The following is an 18,586-nucleotide window of genomic DNA, read 5'->3' as shown; positions in this document are numbered from 1 at the left end:
CGGAATGAATGAAGCGCTACTCGTTATTATTAGTATATTGCTCTTTTTGATGCTACTTTTAATTTTCTTTTTTATTATTACATTTTTTATTAAGAAACGGACGCATCATTCCATATTAAAACTGCATCCGTACTTAGGAAGAATGCGTTATTTACTAGAAAAGATAGGGCCTGAATTTAGGCAATATTGGTTCGATCACGATACAGATGGAAAACCTTTTTCACGTTATGATTTTCAAAGTGTGATGTTTCTGGCGAAATATCGCTCTGAAATACTTGGCTTTGGATCGAAACGAGATTTTGATGCTTCTGGCTATTATATTGCTAATACATTATTTCCGATATTAACTGAAGAATTAAGTGTGAACCTTTCGCAAGAACGGGAGGGGAAGAAGTATATAATTCAGAAAGAAGGGCTATTTTCAAGAAGAGAGAAATTGACAGCGGATACAACAAATCTTTGGCTGTATGAAGAAGACGATGCAATTATAGTCGGTGAAAACCGCAAATATCCGTGGAAACTACATGGCATGTTTGGGGCGTCAGCAACTTCTTACGGTGCTATTGGAGAAAATTATATTTTAGCGACCGGATTTGGAGCAAAAATGGCTGGGGGATCGTGGATCAATACTGGCGAAGGAGGCGTAATTCCAGAACATTTACATACAGGTGCAAATATCGTTGCCCAAATTGGTCCAGGGTTATTCGGATATCGTGATGAAGACGGTAACTTTTCGATGAAGGAATTTATTGATAAAGCAAAAGAAAGCAATATTAAAGCATTCGAATTGAAATTTGGGCAAGGTGCTAAAATACGTGGTGGACATCTAGAAGGACAAAAGGTAAATGAGAAAATTGCTTCTGTTCGGAACGTACGAGAAGGAGAAACGATTAATTCGCCGAATCGATTTTCATTTTTAAATAATGCAGCAGATACACTTTATTTTATTCAACAGTTGCAAGAAAGAGGCGGTAAACCAGTCGGGATGAAAATTGTAATTGGTCAGCAGGAACCTTTAGAAGATTTATTAAAATCAATGAACGAATTAAATATTTATCCGGATTTTATTACAGTTGATGGTTCAGAAGGTGGATCAGGCGCAACTTATAAATCGATGGCAGATAGTATGGGAATGCCACTAATCCCAGCATTACTTACATTTATTGATACGGCAAACCATTACGGTATCCGTAATAAATTAAAGGTATTTGCATCCGGTAAATTAATTACACCAGATAAGGTTGCGATTGCTTTAGCTATTGGAGCAGATGCAGTAAATTCAGCACGAGGATTTATGATGGCAAGTGGTTGTATTATGGCGCTTCAATGTAATTCCGGACAATGTCCATCTGGAGTTGCGACGACGAATCCACACTATCAAAAAGCATTAGATCCTTATGAAAAGAAATGGAGGGTAATGAATTATATAATAAGTATGAGATATAGCTTGTTTGCATTAGCGGCAGCAGCAGGAGTGAGGAGTCCGCGCCATTTAACGAGAGAACATATTGTTTTTAAGGATGAAAAGGGAAGAATCTTTCCGTTGTCGGAATTGTTCCCTATAGTAAATAGGCGATAAAATATATGTAAAGGTCATACGTTTGTATGACCTTTTTATTTGATAATAAAGTTAATTGAAGAGAACAATAATGAAATAAAGAGATTATTGACAATAAAAAACAATTAACTTATAATAAATCTCGAATTAAAGACAAATTTTGAGCGTTCTATTATTTGAAATAACATATATATTTTATAAATTATCTCGAATTCGAGATAATTTAAGTTTCGCGAACAACAGCGTGCAATTTTTAGTTAATATCTCGAATTCGAGATAAAATTATCATGACGGATTTTACTTTGTAGTATGGACAAAATGAATAATGAATTTTAGTGTATAAACAATTTTTTATAACGAAATAAAAAAGGAGTGGGGAAAATGGAAAAGAAAACAATGGGAATTCATCACATTACAGCGATTGTAGGGCATCCACAAGAAAATGTAGATTTTTATGCTGGTGTATTAGGTTTACGTTTAGTAAAACAAACCGTAAATTTTGATGATCCAGGTACGTACCATCTTTATTTTGGTAATGAAGGAGGAAAACCTGGAACAATTATTACGTTTTTCCCATGGGCAGGTGCTCATCAAGGAATTATTGGTGACGGTCAAGTAGGAATCACTTCCTATGTCGTACCAAAAGGGGCAATGGAATTTTGGGAAAATAGATTAGGAAAATTCGACGTTCCGTATACAAAGATGACTCGCTTTGGAGAACAGTATTTAGAATTTGATGACCCGCATGGTTTGCATATAGAATTAGTTGAAAGAGAAGAGGGTGAATTCAATACTTGGAGTTTTGGAGAAGTCAAGCCAGAAGTAGCAATTAAAGGGTTTGGTGGTGCTGTTCTTTTGTCTGCACAACCTCAAAAAACAGCCGAATTGCTAGAACATGTTATGGGTCTTGAGAAAATTGGAGAAGAAGGTGAGTTCGTTCGATTCCGCTCTTCTGCTGATATTGGAAATATTATCGATTTGAGATTATCAACAATTGGACGTGGCCAGATGGGTGTTGGTACAGTTCACCATATTGCTTGGAGAGCAAGTGACGATGCTGATCAACTAGATTGGAAAGAGCACGTATCACGTTTTGGGTACGGTGTAACTCCTGTGCAAGATCGAAATTATTTTAACGCGATTTATTTTAGAGAACATGGTGAAATCTTATTTGAAATTGCAACAGATCCTCCTGGGTTTGCTCATGACGAATCTATAGAGACGATGGGCGAGGAATTAAAGTTGCCAGAGCAATATGAACCACATAGAAAGCAGCTCAAGCAAACTCTCTTACCGTTTGAAGTAAGAAATTTAGATTAAAGTGATTGAAAGGGGAAAAGAGATAATGATGAAACATATTTTTCAAAAAGGAAAAGATACGTCAAAACCAGTGTTGTTATTACTTCATGGTACAGGTGGGAATGAATTAGATTTATTACCACTTGCAGAAAGAATTGATCCAGAAGCTTCGGTTTTAAGTGTTCGTGGAAATGTATTAGAAAATGGCATGCCACGTTTCTTCCGTAGATTAGCAGAAGGTATTTTTGATGAAGAGGATTTAGTTTTCCGTACGAAGGAATTAAATGAGTTTTTAAATGAAGCAGCAAAAACATATGAATTTGATAGAAATAACATTGTAGCTATCGGTTATTCAAATGGAGCAAACATTGCAGCGAGCTTACTGTTCCATTATGAAAATGCATTAAAAGGTGCTGTACTTCATCACCCAATGGTGCCTAGAAGAGGAATACAATTGCCTAATTTGGCAGAAAAAGCAGTATTTATCGCTGCGGGGACAAATGATCCAATATGTTCATCATCAGAGTCAGAAGAATTGAAGATGTTACTAGAAACTGCAAATGCCAATGTAACAATGCATTGGGAAAATAGAGGGCATCAATTAACGATTGTTGAAGTAGAAAAAGCCAAAGAGTGGTATGATAAAGTGAAATTTTAATCAGTGGGGGCATCCCCGCTGATTATTAGCCTTCACCAATCGGGCGTTAATGCGGGATAAAATAATTCTATAAGTGTAAATCATAAAAGAAGCATCTGCNNGCAGATGCTTCTTTTATGATCTAAGACTGGATTGCCAGATGAGATGAAGAAAGTGGCAATTGAATATCAACGATAGTACCTTTATTTAATTCGCTTGCAATGTGTAATTGACCATGATGTTCTTCAATTATTTTGTAACACATCATTAATCCTAGTCCAGTACCTTTTTCCTTTAAACTATAAAATGGTTCGCCTAAACGAGAGATGCGATCTTCTGGTATACCACAGCCCTCATCAATAATACGTATTAAGATGAAATTATTCTCTAACGGCTTTGTTTGGATGAAAATATTTCCGCCATTGGGCATCGCTTCTATAGCATTTTTTAATATATTTATAAAAACTTGTTTTAGTTGGTTACCGTCACACTGAATATCATGTACGTAATCAAAATGATCCATAATGATATGAACGCTATGCATAATGGCAGTCGGTAAAATAAATGTGACTACCTCTTCTATTAAAGTTTGTATGTTGCAAGTTTGGATAGATAAAACTTGTGGTTTAGACATAGCCATAAATTGACTCGTGATAGATTCCATTTGTGAAATCTCACTTAACATAACATCGACATACCATTTATTCTCCTCATTTATTTCAGGGAGTAGCAATGTTAAAAAGCCTTTTAGAGAAGTGAGTGGATTTCGAATTTCATGGGCAATTCCAGCTGTCAGTTGTCCGACTACGGCAAGTTTTTCTGATTTCCGTAGTAACTTTTCAGTTTCTTTCAGCTCGGTAACGTCTCTTCCCATTACAATAAGACCTTTCCGGGAACCATCAGGATGATAAAGAGGGACTTTTGATATACTTAAGATGAGGTCGGAATCATCTCTATGTATAATAAATTCCTCTCCATGAAGAATTTGTCGTTGTTGCCATGCTAGTTCATCGACTTCTTCACAATGTAAAAAAGCTTCTCGGTACGCTTCATTATATTGAATAAGTTCACCATCTTTTTTTCCGTGATAAGGAACATGATGGAAATTAAAGCAGGAAAGTGCATAGTCATTTGCCTCAAGCCAGCGACCTTCATGATCTTTAAATATAACAAACGCAGGCATTGAATTCATTAACGTGCGTAATCTCTTCTCACTTTCTTTTAACATCTTTTCAATTCGTGCTGATTTTTCAAGAGGTTTCATAATCGCATATACACCGGATAGACGATTTTTCACAAAAATAGGAACTAGTTTTGTTACGACGTCTAATAAATATCCGTCTTTATGATAAATAGATACGATATACTCTTGTTGATTATCCGCTTCAGTATTTTTTATATATTGTAATACTTGCTCAGAAATATGAGCCACTAAAATAGAGGTAATGTTTTTCCGTTTCAATTCTTCAGAAGTGTAACCTAGTACTCTTTCGGCAGAAGGGTTGATATGTAGAATAACTCCCTCTAAATTCAGTGAAATAATACTATCAGGATTGTATTCGAATAGTGAGGTGTACATTTCTGCTAAAGAACGATCTTGTATATGGTTTCGCAAACGTCCAGAAATGTTCGGGTGACGTTTTTTTTGAGTAGATGAATATTTTTTACGACTCATATTATTTCCTCCGTACAACTGGCATTTAAAAAGATTTATCTATTCATAACTATAATATAGGTATAACCTATATTTCTATAAAAAACGAAAGTTCCATAATTAAATTTATTTTCTTTTTTTTGAAATAATAAAATGTAGTAATAAGAGAAGCTTATATCGTTTTATTACTTTTTTATAAGTTACTTCAATATGCTTTCGTTATATCATTAGAATAGAAGGGGGAGGAGAAAATGAAAAGTTATATTCAAGGGATTGATCATGTGCAAGTAGCTGCACCTGTAGGGTGTGAAGAAAAGGCGCGTGAATTTTATGGGAATAAAATTGGTATGGAAGAAATTCCAAAGCCGGAAAAACTGAAAAAACGAGGCGGATGTTGGTTTAAGTGTGGGAATCAAGAAATTCATATCGGTGTGGAGCAGAATTTTACACCAGCTAAAAAGGCACATCCAGCTTTTTATGTGAATGAAATTAATGAATTTAAGCAAACGTTGATAGAGCAAGATATAGAAGTAATTGATGATCAGGCACGACCAGATGTAATTCGGTTTTACGTATCAGATCCATTTGGAAACCGAATTGAATTTATGCAAAATAAAGACTAGGTGGATCCCCGCCTAGTCTTTAACTTCTTCTGAAAAGTCCTAACACTTCTACAGTTTCTGTAATATTAACGAATGCATTCGGGTCGATTTCAGAAATTGTAAGTTTCATACTTGCTAATTCTTCGCGAGAAACGACGGTCATAAGTACACGCTTTTTTTCGCTTGAATAGGCACCCTCGCCATCAAGTAATGTGATGCCACGTACAACAGTTGAAAGAAGCTGTTTTTTCATTTTTTCTGCTTCATTTGTTACAATCATAAGTGTAACTTTACGATGTTTTGTATGGACAGCATCGATTACTTTACCAGTTACATAAATTGAAAGTAAGCTTGTAAGTGCAACATCCCAAGTGAAGAAAAATCCTGCAATAACAATAACGACTGCATTTAAAGCGATAAGGAATCCGCCAAGTTTAATGTCTCGCTTGCGAGATAACAACATACCGATAATATCAAACCCACCAGTTGATCCATTACAGTTAAAAACAAGACCGATACCAGCTCCGGCAATGACACCTCCGAAGATAGATGATAAAAGTGGATCTGTTGCTACGACTTTTACTGGAACATAGTATAATGCAACAGATAATACAATTACAGAGACAACTGTGTTAAAAATCACTTTTTTTCCAAGACCTATGTATCCTACAATAAGGATAGGTAAGTTTAATACGAAGTTAATAATACCTGTGTTTACAGGGGTTACAATTCCTAAAACAATAGCAATTCCGCCAATTCCACTACTTAAAATTTTGTGGGGGATAAGGAAAAGATTAAAGGCAATCGCAATAATAAAAGAACCAATTATAACACCAAGAAATCTGAGCATCTCTTTCCGTCCTTCACTAAAAAATTCATATTATTTCAAGATTATATATGATATTGAAAGTTTTGGGTAAAAACAGTTTATTTCGGAAAATTAGATTAATCAAAAGAATTTAATTATTTCATAATTTGAAAGGGGATACAGATATGAGGGTAAAAACGTATCAACAGAAAAGCCCGTTGAAACATGAATGTGAGGATTCATTTTTTTGTAATGAAGATAAAATGATTTATGGTGTATGTGATGGTGCAACACCACTCGTCCCGTTTCAGGATGAAAAAGGACATAATGGAGCATACATCGCTTCACATTTATTTGCAAGCTATTTTACTTCATTACGGGAAAATCATAGTTTACAACTTGCAGTTGCCAGAGCGAATGATTTATTGCAGAACAAGATGCTAGAATATAAGGTTGATACGAGAAAAAAAGAGTATTTGTGGTGTACATGTATTGCGGCAGTTCAAATAGATGGTGAGAAACTTGAATATGCGCAGCTAGGGGACTGTATGATTGTTGCAATCCTTCGAAATGGAACGATGCAAGTATTAACGAAAGACACAGTTAATGGAATTAGTAAACGAGCAAAAAAGAAGAGGGAAGAAGATCGCAAAAAAGGTTTGTCTGTACCAGAAGAACATATCTTTCAAGATGTTCGGGAACAGTTAAAATACAATCGTTATCTTGCAAATATGCCAAATGGGTATTCAGTTGCAAATGGGATGAAAGAAGCAATGGAGTATTTACAATATGGTGAATTACAAGTAGAAGAATTAAGTGGGGTTTTTATTTGTTCAGATGGATTATTCCACCCAAATTGGTCATTAGAACAAACTGTTGCATATATAAGAAAGAATGGAATAGAAGAGTATGTAGCAATCATTGAAAGATTAGAGGAAGAAAAAAGAATAAGACCAGATGATAAAACAATTATAATGATCGATTTTTAGAAGGAGGAAGTTCATATGAAAATTAAATGTGTAAATTTAATATTTCAAGATGAGTTAGTTCCTTTAGAAAAAGTAAATAAGTTGATTATTCACCATACGTCAGAAGATGGATGGGATGTGTATAAAACACATGAATTTCATCAAACTGTAAGAGGATGGAGCGGGATTGGTTACAATTATTTTATTGAAGAGGACGGAACTGTAGTGGAAGGACGAGGGTTACATATTGGAGCACATGCGAAAGACCATAACCATAATACAATTGGAATATGTATGGCGGGGAATTTTGATAAATATGATCCAACTACTGCACAAATGAATGCATTATATTCTTTATGTAAAATGTTTATGAAGCAGTTCGCTATAAAGAAAGAAGCTATACTCGGCCATAGGGAGCTAGAAGGTGTTACAAAAAGTTGTCCTGGAAATCGTTTTTCTATGGTAGAGTTAAGAGGAGTAATATCATAAGTAGAGGTGTAACGTGTAATGATGAATATTAAAATATCAGCGGACAAAAAAGAAGAGATTGTAGCACAAATTCAGCAATTTTTCATGGAAGAAGATTTAGATGAAATCGGACGATTCCAAGCAGAACGTTTAATAGAAGAAATGATTAAATTAATTGGACCATTTGCATACAATCAAGCAATTGGAGATGCTAGAAAACTTGTAACTGAGAAGTTATCTAATATTGAGGAAGATTTATATGTGTTAGAGAAGAATGAAGGGAAATAAAAAAGAGCCGAATGGCTCTTTTTTATTTGTCTGTTTTATGTTTCTTGTACGCATGTGCTTTTTCTTTTAAACCATGATTATATTTATTCATACATTTCTCCTCCTTGTAGTTTGATCAAAATTCCCTTTTCAAATTGCAATTGGAATGATGTATCTACTATTAGTGTAAAGAGATCGGTTTAAATATTTAACGGTTAAAGGGGAGGAAAGCAATTGTAATAAAATGTATATATTTGTAATGGTAAGAAAAAGAAAATTAATTATACGTATTGCGAAGTCCATATCGATTTCGTATAAGCAATTTTCATATGGGCACGTTCCATATTATTTTGACTGCCGCTACCAAATCGAGCTTGTCCAACTATTAAATTACAACTGGATTCAACAGCGGTCTCAATGCGTTTTTGAATTAATGCGGTATGACAACCTTTACGTTGGAATTCTGGTAAAGTAGCAGAAGCGGCTAATGATGCGACACCTTTATTTGTATACAGGACACCAATACCTGCAGGAACATTTTGAACTTCAGCTATGAAAAAATGCCAACCTTGTTTATTGAAAAGAATTTCGTTATTTTGACGGACACCATCTTTTGTAAAGGATGGCATGTTAAATCCACGTACATATATGTCTGCAAAAACATCAAATTCATTTTCTTTTAGTTGGCGTACTGAAATGTTAGAAGGAAGAAGGGATTGATCTTCTCTCGGTATACTATATAAAGCGGTATGGAAGCTGGAATGGTAAAAACCTTTCTGGGATAAGTATTGAAATAGCTCAGCTGTGCCTTGAACGGGTGTAATTTCAAAACGGCAAGGGATTTGTAGTGATTGATAATAAGAGATGATTTCATCTATCTCATCTGTATTAGTAAATGTAAGGCCTTTTACCGTATTAAAAGTAGGGCCAGCAATTACTTTTGATGAAAAGGAAGTGGCACTCCCAAATTTTTTCATTTGCACTTGCATTGGATTTCCGTTCATTGCTTGTAGTGCCTCTAATCTAGAAGAGAGCATATCTATTTCCGTCTTTTCAATTTCTTGTGCTGCATCGATTGTCATAATCGTACTCATAAGATACCTCCGTCAATAAATGTATTTCATAGTATATATACGATTTTTGTTCTGAGATTCCTTTTGGAATGTAAGAGAATAAGAGTTTTTTGGAAGGGAAATGGAAGTTAACTGTCGAAGGGAGTAGAAACAGATTAAAGGTGGTGCTCTCATGAAACAGAAGGACGTGCAAACATGCTCTAATTGTGGTTCTCATAACATAGGAGAGGGTGAGTTTGTCGGCTATGCACAAATACGGAAGAAGGAGACAATGTTCACATCTTCACCAGTGGATGCGTATATTTGTACGGATTGCGGAAATATCCTTGTATTAAAGGTACGGAATTATGAAAAGTTTAAGCAGAAGCCATTATGATCGTTGAGAAGTGGTCGTATCCAACATTGTATACGAAACGTCTTATATTAAGGGAAGTTAATATGAGTGATAGTTTACATATATATGAGTATGCCTCAGATAAAGAGATGACAACTTATACTGTATGGGATGCTCATCAATCATTACATGACACACAAAAATATATAGAAGAAATTGTGAGCGGATATGAGAAAGAAAAAGTAGCTCCCCTTGGAATTGTATTAAAAGAAGAACAAAAATTCATAGGAACTTGTGGATTTATAAAATATGATTCAAATACACATAAAGCAGAAATTGCATACGCCTTATCACGAAAATATTGGGGAAGAGGATTGGCTACCGAAGCGGCGTTAGCTTTTTTTAGCTATGGCTTTAACGAGCTATGTCTTACTAGTATTGAAGCGGGATGTAATTCAGAAAATGAAGCATCTGAAAGATTAATGAAACGCTTGAATATGGAGTATAAGTGTACGATTCAAAATGATTTGTTTGTCAAAGATAAGTATCGTGATACGAAAAGGTATTGTATATCCAGGGAAAGATATATGAATCAATGTAATGTTTTATATTGAAAACTCCTTTAAATGAATAAAGGAGTTTTTATTTTTCTATAACAATCATTACCTTTAATTGCTATGGTTTTTATTGTTTTGAATTATTTCCAAAGAAATAATTCAGAAAATACTGAAAAATACCGTAAATATTTGTAGAAGTCTGTTATAATATATGAAAATGAAAACGCTTTAAAGGGAGGCTGTAACCAATATGATGATGAATGTACCGCTAACAATTAGTTCTATGATGGAAAGAGCAGAAAAGTTATTCCCGAAGAAAGAAATTGTTTCAAGGACACATGATACAGTTACGACATTAACGTATAAGCAGCTAGGAGAAAGGACGAGAAGACTTTCTAGCGCGTTAAAAAAGCTTGGGATTAAAGAAGGCGAACGTGTAGGAACGTTAGCATGGAATCATCATCGACATGTGGAAGCATATTTTGCTATTCCAGGTATTGCTTCCGTTTTGCACACAATTAATATTCGTTTATCTTCTCAACATATTTCATACATTATTCAGCACGCTGAAGATCGAATTCTACTTATTGATGAAGATATTGTACCACTTGTTGAGAAGATTCAGTCTGAATTAACAACTGTACAAGCCTACATTATTATGACTGATAAAGATGAACTTCCAAATACTACACTAGAGCCTGTATATCATTATGAAAAGCTATTAGCAGAAGGTGATCCAAATTTCCAATTTGTAAAAGATCTTGATGAAAACACACCTGCTGGTATGTGTTATACGTCAGCGACTACAGGAAATCCAAAAGGTGTTGTTTATACGCATCGTAGTACAGTGTTGCACTGTATGGCACTTGGGTTAGCGGATACGACAGCTTTATCGGAAAGTGATGCAGCGATGGCTATTGTGCCAATGTTTCATGTAAATGCTTGGGGACTCCCTTTTGCGGCTACTTGGTTTGGGACAAAACAAGTTCTTCCGGGACCGATGTTTACGCCGAAAATTTTATTAGAAATGATTCAAACTGAAAAAGTAACGATAGCTGCGGGTGTGCCGACAATTTGGCTCGGTGTTTTACAAGAGTTAGAAAATAATAGTTACGATTTATCTAGTATAACGAGAATATTATGCGGAGGCGCAGCTGCACCGAAAAGCGTTATTAAAGCGTTTGAGCAAAAATATAATGTTCCTTTCGTACACGCATATGGCATGACTGAAACAAGTCCACTTGTAACGCTTGCGCGTCTAAAAAGTTATGAAACAGATTTGGCGTATGAAGAACAACTTGAGATTCGTTCAAAGCAAGGGTATCTTGTTCCTGGTGTAGAGATGAAGGTAGTTGGTGCAGAGGGCGAAGTGAAGTGGGATGGTACTGAAATGGGAGAACTATGTTTACGAGCACCTTGGATCGCTGCAAGCTATTATAACGATGATCGTACTGTCGAAGGATTCCGTGACGGTTGGTTATATACTGGCGATGTCGTTACAGTTGATGAGGAAGGCTGCGTAAAAATTGTGGACCGTACGAAAGATGTTATTAAAAGCGGAGGAGAATGGATTTCTTCCGTGGATCTTGAAAATGCGTTAATGGCACATGACGCTATATTTGAAGCGGCTGTTGTCGCAATTCCACATCCGCAGTGGCAAGAGCGCCCGGTTGCCTGCGTTGTTCAAAAGAAAAATAGCACTGTTACAAAAGAAGAATTATATGAGTTTTTAAAACCACAGTTTGCGAAGTGGTGGTTACCAGACGATATTGTATTTATGGAAGAAATACCGAAAACATCTGTTGGGAAGTTTTTAAAACAGGCGCTTAGGAAAGAACTTGAGTATTTGCATAAAGAGAAATAATTGAATTTTTATTTGTAAACCTCTATTAAAACTAAGTTGACAAATGGTAAATTGAAAGATAATATAATTCTTGTAATATGTTATCTAAAATTAACTTTAAGTTTACAAATGGGAGAAGCAAACATGAATACAAAAAACTTAGTTTTCGTCGCTTTATTTAGTTCTATTATGGGAGTGCTAGGGTTAATTCCTCCAATTGCTCTTTCTATTACACCAGTTCCGATTACATTACAATCACTCGGGGTTATGCTTGCTGGTGGATTGTTAGGATCACGTCTTGGGGCACTAAGTCAGCTTATTTTCTTACTTGTTGTTGGAGTTGGAGCACCATTACTTGCTGGTGGACGCGGGGGACCAAGTGTATTTGTTGGGCCGAGTGCAGGATATTTACTTGGTTATATTGTGGGAGCGTTTGTCATTGGTTATTTAATTGAACGTTTACGTGAAGTTTCTATTATAAAAGTATTATGCATTAATATAATTGGTGGTATTTTCGTAGTGTATGTATTTGGTATCACAGTACAAGCTTTCGTAATGGATATTTCCGTATGGGAAACGATGAAAGTAAGTGTCGTATTTTTACCAGGTGATTTCATAAAAGCGATTATAGCAGCAATTCTCGTGACAAAATTGCATCGTTCATTGAAACATATTATTACGCCTGCTTTGAAGAATAGAAAATATACAAATGCGGGATAAGAGAGAAGAAACACGTTCATTGCGTGTTTCTTTTTATTATTTTGTAAAGAAAGGACGTCTCATATGGGGATTACAAAAGAATACAAAAAGCATGCTTCTTTACAACCAAATAAAATAGCGATAAAGGAAAATGATAGAGTTTTAACATATAAAGAGTGGTTCGAGTCAGTTTATAAAGTAGCAAACTGGTTGCGTGCAACAGAATCGAAGAATAAAACAGTAGCAATTGTATTAGAAAAATGTGTAGAGTTTTTACAAATATTCACCGGTGCTGCTATGGCTGGATGGGTTTGTGTGCCATTAGATACCAAATGGAAAAAGGATGAGCTCAAAGAAAGAATTGCAATTAGTAATCCGGATGTGATTGTGACGGAACGATATAAGCTAAACGATATACCGGGTGAAGAAGGAAGAGTAATTGTAATTGAGGAATGGAAACAAATAATAGAGAACTACCTTCCTACAGATCACCCTGAAGAAAAGGTACAACAGGCTCCTTTTTATATGGGATTTACATCAGGATCGACTGGAAAGGCAAAAGCATTTTTACGTGCACAACAATCGTGGGTTCATAGTTTTGCTTGTAATGTACATGATTTTCATATGAAAAAAGAAGATTCTATTTTAATAGCCGGGACGCTCGTTCACTCTCTTTTTTTATACGGTGCAATAAGTGCATTGTATGTAGGGCAAACGGTGCACATTATGAGAAAGTTTATTCCAAATCAAGTGTTGGACAAGTTGAAAACCGAAAATATTTCGGTCATGTATACAGTTCCGACGATGCTTGAGTCTTTATATAAAGAAAGTAGAGTAATAGAAAATGAAATGAAAATTATTTCGTCAGGAGCGAAATGGGAAGCTGAAGCGAAAGAAAAGATGAAGAATATGTTTCCTTATGCAAAAAGATATGAGTTTTACGGTGCGTCTGAGCTAAGCTTTGTAACGGCATTGGTCGATGAAGAGAGTGAAAGAAAGCCAAATTCAGTAGGGAAGCCTTGTCATAATGTGAAAGTTCGAATATGTAGTGAAGCAGGAGAAGCGGTACATATAGGCGAGATAGGAATTGTGTATGTGAAAAGTAATCAGTTTTTTATGGGCTACATAATGGATGGGGTTTTAGTTCCGGAGTTGACTGCAGATGGCTGGATGACAGTGCGAGATGTAGGCTATCAAGATGAAGAAGGCTTTATATATATTGTTGGTAGAGAGAAGAATATGATTTTATTTGGAGGAATCAATATTTTTCCAGAAGAAATAGAAAGTGTAGTACAGACACATCCAGCTGTTGATGAAATAGTTGTAGTTGGTGTAGAAGATAGTTATTGGGGGGAAAAGCCTGTCGCTATCGTAAAAGGAAGTGCTACGAAGCAACAATTAAAGAGTTTTTGCTTACAACGATTATCCTCTTTTAAAATACCGAAAGAATGGCATTTTGTTGATGAAATACCTTATACAAATAGCGGGAAGATTGCTCGTATTGCAGCAAAAAATATGATTAAAAATCGGGAGAAGATATATGAATAGGGCGGTTATTGTAGAGGCGAAAAGAACACCTATTGGTAAGGAAAATGGGATGTTGAAAGATTATGAAGTTCAGCATTTAGCAGCACCAATTCTTTCGTTTTTAAGTAAAGGGATTGAGAGAGAAATAGATGATGTTATAGTAGGGAATGTTGTTGGACCGGGAGGAAATATTGCAAGGCTGTCTACTTTAGAGGCGGGGCTCGGTTATCATATTCCTGGTGTAACGATTGACCGGCAATGTGGTGCTGGATTGGAAGCCATTCGCACCGCATGTCATCTTATTCAAGGTGAGGCAGGTAATTGTTATGTCGCCGGGGGAGTAGAGAGTACAAGTACGTCACCTTTTCAAAAGAGAGCGCGGTTTTCACCTGAAACAATTGGGGATCCTGATATGGGAGTAGCGGCTGAATATGTCGCGGAGCGTTATAACATAACGAGGGAAATGCAAGACGAGTACGCATGTCTTAGTTATAAACGGACCCTGCAAGCGTTAGAAAACGGATATATACAAGATGAAATATTACCACTTGATGGTTTATTAGATGAAGCTATAAAGCGAGAAATGAAGTATGAAAGAATCATTAAGAGAACAAAACCTGTATTTTGGCAAAATGGAACAGTAACAGCAGGGAATTCGTGTGGCGTAAATGACGGTGCATGTGCTGTTCTTGTAATGGAAGAGGGGCAAGCCCGAAAATTAGGATACAAGCCTGTCCTTCGTTTCGTTCGCAGTGCTGTAGTTGGAGTGGATCCAAATCTTCCTGGAACTGGTCCGATATTTGCAGTGAATAAATTATTAAATGGAATGAACTTAAAAGTAGAGGACATTGATTATTTTGAAATAAATGAAGCATTTGCTTCAAAAATTGTGGCTTGTGCAAAGGAGTTACAAATTCCGTATGAAAAGCTAAATGTAAATGGTGGTGCAATTGCACTCGGTCATCCGTACGGTGCGTCTGGAGCTATGCTTGTAACACGCTTGTTTTATCAGGCGAAAAGAAATCATATGAAATATGGAATTGCGACATTAGGGATTGGTGGTGGAATTGGGCTTGCGCTATTATTTGAAAAAGTAGAAGACTAGCAAGGTAACTAGTTTTCTACTTTTTGAGGGATATAGTCGTTACTACCAGGTTTTGCTTTTATTTCGTTCCAAGCAGCGATAGCATCAGCTTTTGATTTTCCTTTGTTATATGGGTCTTCAAAAAAAGCGCGCGTAAAACGATTGTATTCAAACTGCGCACTGATAGTTGTTTTGTATGTAGGATCTTTTTTTCGTTTGTTTTCTTCATGCCAAAACGTTATCGCATCTTCATATGTTTTTCCAACATTTTCTTTAAAAAACTTTTGAAGAGCTACTGTAAAGCGGAAGTTTGCTCCAATTTTTTCTTTGAAAAAAGCACGAACATCTTCGCTACAGCGGTGATTTTCGGTAATAATCGTTTGAAGAGAAAGATCTTTATAAGAGAGGGAAGCTTTACTCACTTTTTGATGAGAACTGTTTTTTAATATTTTACCTGTAGTTAAATAATGAGAGATACGCTCGGTTATTTCGATTTTAGAGCCACTAGCTGGTAAATTATGCTCACGACAAAATGTTTGCAGTTCAGCTTTTAACCAATAATAGTCTTGGAAATCTTCGAGTGGCATAGTTTTTGTTAAAGATGGACGCATGAATGTAACAACTTCTTTCTTCCATAATTTTCTTTAATTATAAAACGTATGTTCTTTTTGTGGAAGGGTTAATTTGTAAATTTAATAGGAAGAGGAGAGTGCGTATGGAAAATGTAATGCAAGTTCGTGTTACTGGAATTTTAATTGAAGAAGAAAGCGTATTGCTAGTAAACCAAAAAGTTGCTAACAGGAATTGGTCTTTACCAGGAGGGAGAGTAGAGAACGGTGAAACGTTAGAAGAAGCAATGATTCGAGAAATGAGAGAAGAAACAGGATTAGAAGTTAAAATTAAGAAACTACTCTATGTTTGTGATAAACCAGATGCTCTTCCATCTTTATTACATATTACATTTCTGCTTGAAAAAATTACAGGGGAATTTACGTTACCATCAAATGAATTTGATCATAATCCGATTCATGATGTGCAAATGATACCGATCAAAGAATTAAGTCATCATGGTTTCTCAGAAACTTTTATAAAGCTTGTAAATGAAGGGTTTTCAAATGCAGGGAGTTACCAAGGGCTGAAACAAAATATTGGTTTGTAAGTATAGAGGAAGGATAGCCACCTGCTATCCTTCACAAAAATGTTTTATACCGCTGACTGTAAAGAAGAAACAAGTTGATTTAAAAACTCATCCCCAGTCATAATTGCTTTCCCGCCGCCGCGAGCACTCTTTTTATTTCCGCCACCTTTGCCTTCAATTGCAGGAAGGGCATCTTTTAAAAGAGCATTCATATCGAGCATTACTGTTTTTCCGCAAGCGAGAATACATTGTAATTTGTCCTCATTTTCAATAACGAAATATGTAATGGCATGCTCTTGTTGTTCTGTAATAATAGCAGAAAGTTTTGCGATTTCTTGCATGGAACGATTTATAAATACTTTAGAAATAAGTGTTCCAGCGTGTATTTCTTCTGACTGTTGCAATAGTTCATTCGCTTCTGCAAAGAGTAGTTTTTCATTCATTGTTTGTATTGCTTTTTCGTTTTCTTTTTGAGAAGTAAGAATCTGTGCTACTTTTACCGGAATATCAGTTTCGCTACTGTTTAATTGTTTAGAAACATCTTTCATAATTTGTTGCTGTTGCCCCATTAGTTTAAGTGTGCGCCAACCAGCGATAAATGTTAAGCGGATGCCACCTTTATTGCGCTCCCATCCTAGTACTTGAATAGGACCTACTTCACCAGTGTGTTTCGGATGAGTTCCACCACAGCCGTTGTAATCATAGTTTTCGATAATAACAACGCGTATATTTTCTGTCATAGTAGGTTCTTTACGAAGAGGTAATGTTTTCGCTTCTTCTAAGTTCATCCACTCTATACGAATTGGATGGTTTTCAAAAACAATGTTGTTGGCAATTTGCACCGCTTTTTCAACCGTTTCTGTAGGCAGGTTTGCCGTTTCTAAATCAATTGTTACGGTTTCTTTTCCAAGATGGAATCCGATAGTGGGTATGTTAAAATGATCCCAAAAAGCAGCAGATAAAATGTGCTGAGCTGCATGTTGCTGCATATGATCAAAACGGCGCTCCCAATTAATTTTACCTTCTACTTCTTCTGTATGTAATTGTTCTGCAATGAAGTGGCGGATTTCTTCGTCGACTTCTTCAACACCAAATACAGCAATACCATTTAAAGTTCCAGTATCATGCGGTTGCCCACCACCTGTCGGATAAAAGGCAGTTTCATTCAAGACAACATATAAGTTTCCTTCTGCATTATAATCTTGCTTTATAACTTTAGTAGTAAAGTCTTTCTTATAAGCGTCAGCGTAATATAATTTTTGCTCCAAGTTTCTTTCCCCTTTCGTGTTAGCTAGTTTCATTGTAAAGCAATCGAAATTAGTTTCCTAATATTTCAGAAGAAAGAAACTATTTTTAGAATTTTCTTGCTATAATAAGAAAAAGAAAATGCGGGGGTGGAAAGAGTATGTTATATGAAAATGGCGTAGATAAACTGCTTAGTTTAAGCAGAAATATTTCCGAATTATATCGAGAATTAAATGAAATGACCCGGATTTTAACGGATTGTAACCGAGAAAGTGTGAAGTTTGATCGGTTATATGTAAAAGAGGTACTGTGGAAGAAAGAAGATGTAATCGAGAAATATGACCAGCTGCTTGTGCAACTTTGTATAAATGAATGCTTTGATCTAAAAAGTGTCATTACAGGAGAATATAGGTATACATATGAAGAAGTAGAAAGCATAGTTTTACAATTTAATGAAAAGTATAATGTCGCGATTTTAATTAAAGATGTTTGTAGGGAATTACAGTTTACATATGGCATTGATATGGACATAACGAGAACAGCTCGGGTGCAAACATCTCAAGTATAAAAAGGAAAAAGAAAGCAGATCCTTTGCTTTCTTTTTTTATGTAAGAATAGGGGAGAAGGTTTGAAGATGAAGGGTAACTAACTGTTACGATTTATTTAACCAATTATAACCAAAGTTAATTAAATATATCAGTAAGCCCTGCTAGTCAAGTGATTGGCTAGTAGTGAGGGTTAAGTGCGGGCAATCCCTAAAGCTGATTGAACTACAACGTGGCTAGAAATAGCGAGCGTGAATGTCGCGAAAGCAGAAAAAATCAA

Annotated in this window: 20 protein-coding genes; 15 read left to right on the top strand and 5 right to left on the bottom strand. The window is 35.7% G+C overall.

Annotation, left to right across the window (positions count from 1 at the left end; genetic code table 11):
- Nucleotides 1-4 precede the first annotated feature (4 nt).
- From COI75_RS22420 to COI75_RS22410, 3 genes are all read left to right on the top strand, one after another.
- Nucleotides 5-1,579 (top strand): FMN-binding glutamate synthase family protein, encoded by a 1,575-nt coding sequence (locus tag COI75_RS22420; protein ID WP_001001105.1) that lies wholly within the window; start codon nt 5-7, stop codon nt 1,577-1,579.
- A 360-nt stretch (nt 1,580-1,939) separates the two neighbouring features.
- The gene (locus tag COI75_RS22415) at nt 1,940-2,878 is read left to right on the top strand and encodes a ring-cleaving dioxygenase (RefSeq protein ID WP_000412718.1); all 939 of its coding nucleotides are present in this window, start codon (nt 1,940-1,942) and stop codon (nt 2,876-2,878) included.
- Nucleotides 2,879-2,903: 25 nt separating this feature from the next.
- Nucleotides 2,904-3,515, top strand: coding sequence for an alpha/beta hydrolase (locus tag COI75_RS22410; RefSeq protein ID WP_000975440.1), 612 nt, complete (start codon nt 2,904-2,906; stop codon nt 3,513-3,515).
- A 121-nt stretch (nt 3,516-3,636) separates the two neighbouring features.
- On the opposite strand, the gene COI75_RS22405 is transcribed toward COI75_RS22410, so the two are convergent.
- Entirely contained in the window at nt 3,637-5,169 is a 1,533-nt protein-coding gene (locus COI75_RS22405) for a BA3702 family sensor histidine kinase (protein WP_000087669.1), read from the bottom strand.
- Nucleotides 5,170-5,399: 230 nt separating this feature from the next.
- On the opposite strand from COI75_RS22405, the gene COI75_RS22400 reads away from it, so the two are divergent.
- Nucleotides 5,400-5,771 carry a VOC family protein gene (locus tag COI75_RS22400; protein WP_000844357.1) on the top strand — a complete coding sequence of 124 codons (372 nt, stop codon included), beginning with the start codon at nt 5,400-5,402 and terminating at the stop codon, nt 5,769-5,771.
- Nucleotides 5,772-5,790: 19 nt separating this feature from the next.
- On the opposite strand, the gene COI75_RS22395 is transcribed toward COI75_RS22400, so the two are convergent.
- The gene (locus COI75_RS22395) at nt 5,791-6,600 is read right to left on the bottom strand and encodes a YitT family protein (protein ID WP_000943433.1); all 810 of its coding nucleotides are present in this window, start codon (nt 6,598-6,600) and stop codon (nt 5,791-5,793) included.
- A gap of 143 nt (nt 6,601-6,743) precedes the next feature.
- On the opposite strand from COI75_RS22395, the gene COI75_RS22390 reads away from it, so the two are divergent.
- Genes COI75_RS22390 through COI75_RS22380 form a run of 3 tightly spaced genes read left to right on the top strand, consistent with a single transcriptional unit; the run spans nt 6,744 to nt 8,282 of the window.
- Entirely contained in the window at nt 6,744-7,547 is an 804-nt protein-coding gene (locus COI75_RS22390) for a protein phosphatase 2C domain-containing protein (protein ID WP_001264189.1), read from the top strand.
- Between the two features lie 15 nt (nt 7,548-7,562).
- On the top strand, nt 7,563-8,015 hold the full coding sequence (locus COI75_RS22385; protein WP_000692778.1) for a peptidoglycan recognition protein family protein: 453 nt from the start codon (nt 7,563-7,565) through the stop codon (nt 8,013-8,015).
- A gap of 18 nt (nt 8,016-8,033) precedes the next feature.
- Nucleotides 8,034-8,282, top strand: a complete 249-nt coding sequence (locus COI75_RS22380; RefSeq protein WP_000981078.1) for a DUF2164 domain-containing protein — start codon at nt 8,034-8,036, stop codon at nt 8,280-8,282.
- Nucleotides 8,283-8,542: 260 nt separating this feature from the next.
- Here COI75_RS22380 and COI75_RS22375 read toward each other — a convergent pair whose 3' ends face one another.
- Nucleotides 8,543-9,355 carry a GNAT family N-acetyltransferase gene (locus COI75_RS22375; RefSeq protein WP_000104261.1) on the bottom strand — a complete coding sequence of 271 codons (813 nt, stop codon included), beginning with the start codon at nt 9,353-9,355 and terminating at the stop codon, nt 8,543-8,545.
- A gap of 151 nt (nt 9,356-9,506) precedes the next feature.
- Here COI75_RS22375 and COI75_RS22370 point away from each other — a divergent pair, with 151 nt between their 5' ends.
- From COI75_RS22370 to COI75_RS22345, 6 genes are all read left to right on the top strand, one after another.
- Nucleotides 9,507-9,710 (top strand): hypothetical protein, encoded by a 204-nt coding sequence (locus tag COI75_RS22370; RefSeq protein ID WP_000810207.1) that lies wholly within the window; start codon nt 9,507-9,509, stop codon nt 9,708-9,710.
- Nucleotides 9,707-10,282, top strand: a complete 576-nt coding sequence (locus tag COI75_RS22365) for a GNAT family N-acetyltransferase (RefSeq protein WP_000634625.1) — start codon at nt 9,707-9,709, stop codon at nt 10,280-10,282. Before COI75_RS22370 ends, COI75_RS22365 begins: the two co-directional genes overlap by 4 nt.
- Nucleotides 10,283-10,475: 193 nt before the next feature.
- Nucleotides 10,476-12,089 (top strand): long-chain fatty acid--CoA ligase, encoded by a 1,614-nt coding sequence (locus COI75_RS22360; protein ID WP_000980167.1) that lies wholly within the window; start codon nt 10,476-10,478, stop codon nt 12,087-12,089.
- A gap of 123 nt (nt 12,090-12,212) precedes the next feature.
- Nucleotides 12,213-12,788, top strand: a complete 576-nt coding sequence (locus tag COI75_RS22355) for a biotin transporter BioY (protein ID WP_001093340.1) — start codon at nt 12,213-12,215, stop codon at nt 12,786-12,788.
- A gap of 63 nt (nt 12,789-12,851) precedes the next feature.
- Entirely contained in the window at nt 12,852-14,315 is a 1,464-nt protein-coding gene (locus COI75_RS22350) for an acyl-CoA synthetase (protein WP_000513176.1), read from the top strand.
- Nucleotides 14,308-15,399, top strand: a complete 1,092-nt coding sequence (locus COI75_RS22345; protein ID WP_001077963.1) for an acetyl-CoA C-acyltransferase — start codon at nt 14,308-14,310, stop codon at nt 15,397-15,399. Before COI75_RS22350 ends, COI75_RS22345 begins: the two co-directional genes overlap by 8 nt.
- An 8-nt stretch (nt 15,400-15,407) precedes the next feature.
- On the opposite strand, the gene COI75_RS22340 is transcribed toward COI75_RS22345, so the two are convergent.
- Complete coding sequence (locus COI75_RS22340; RefSeq protein WP_001247884.1) at nt 15,408-15,989, bottom strand: DUF6434 domain-containing protein; 582 nt, start codon at nt 15,987-15,989, stop codon at nt 15,408-15,410.
- Between the two features lie 104 nt (nt 15,990-16,093).
- On the opposite strand from COI75_RS22340, the gene COI75_RS22335 reads away from it, so the two are divergent.
- Nucleotides 16,094-16,537: an NUDIX domain-containing protein gene (locus COI75_RS22335; protein WP_000432580.1), complete on the top strand. Its 444-nt coding sequence runs from the start codon at nt 16,094-16,096 to the stop codon at nt 16,535-16,537.
- Between the two features lie 44 nt (nt 16,538-16,581).
- On the opposite strand, the gene COI75_RS22330 is transcribed toward COI75_RS22335, so the two are convergent.
- Nucleotides 16,582-17,784 (bottom strand): serine-tRNA(Ala) deacylase AlaX, encoded by a 1,203-nt coding sequence (locus COI75_RS22330; protein ID WP_000435873.1) that lies wholly within the window; start codon nt 17,782-17,784, stop codon nt 16,582-16,584.
- Between the two features lie 137 nt (nt 17,785-17,921).
- Between COI75_RS22330 and COI75_RS22325 the strand changes: the two genes are divergently transcribed.
- Nucleotides 17,922-18,329 carry a hypothetical protein gene (locus COI75_RS22325; RefSeq protein ID WP_000965151.1) on the top strand — a complete coding sequence of 136 codons (408 nt, stop codon included), beginning with the start codon at nt 17,922-17,924 and terminating at the stop codon, nt 18,327-18,329.
- Nucleotides 18,330-18,586: the final 257 nt, after the last annotated feature.

This window comes from Bacillus cereus, from assembly GCF_002564555.1.
In the GTDB taxonomy this organism is placed as follows: Bacteria; Bacillota; Bacilli; order Bacillales; family Bacillaceae_G; genus Bacillus_A; species Bacillus_A cereus_K.
Note: the sequence above shows the minus strand (reverse complement) of the source record. Positions and strands in the feature narration are given on the sequence as shown.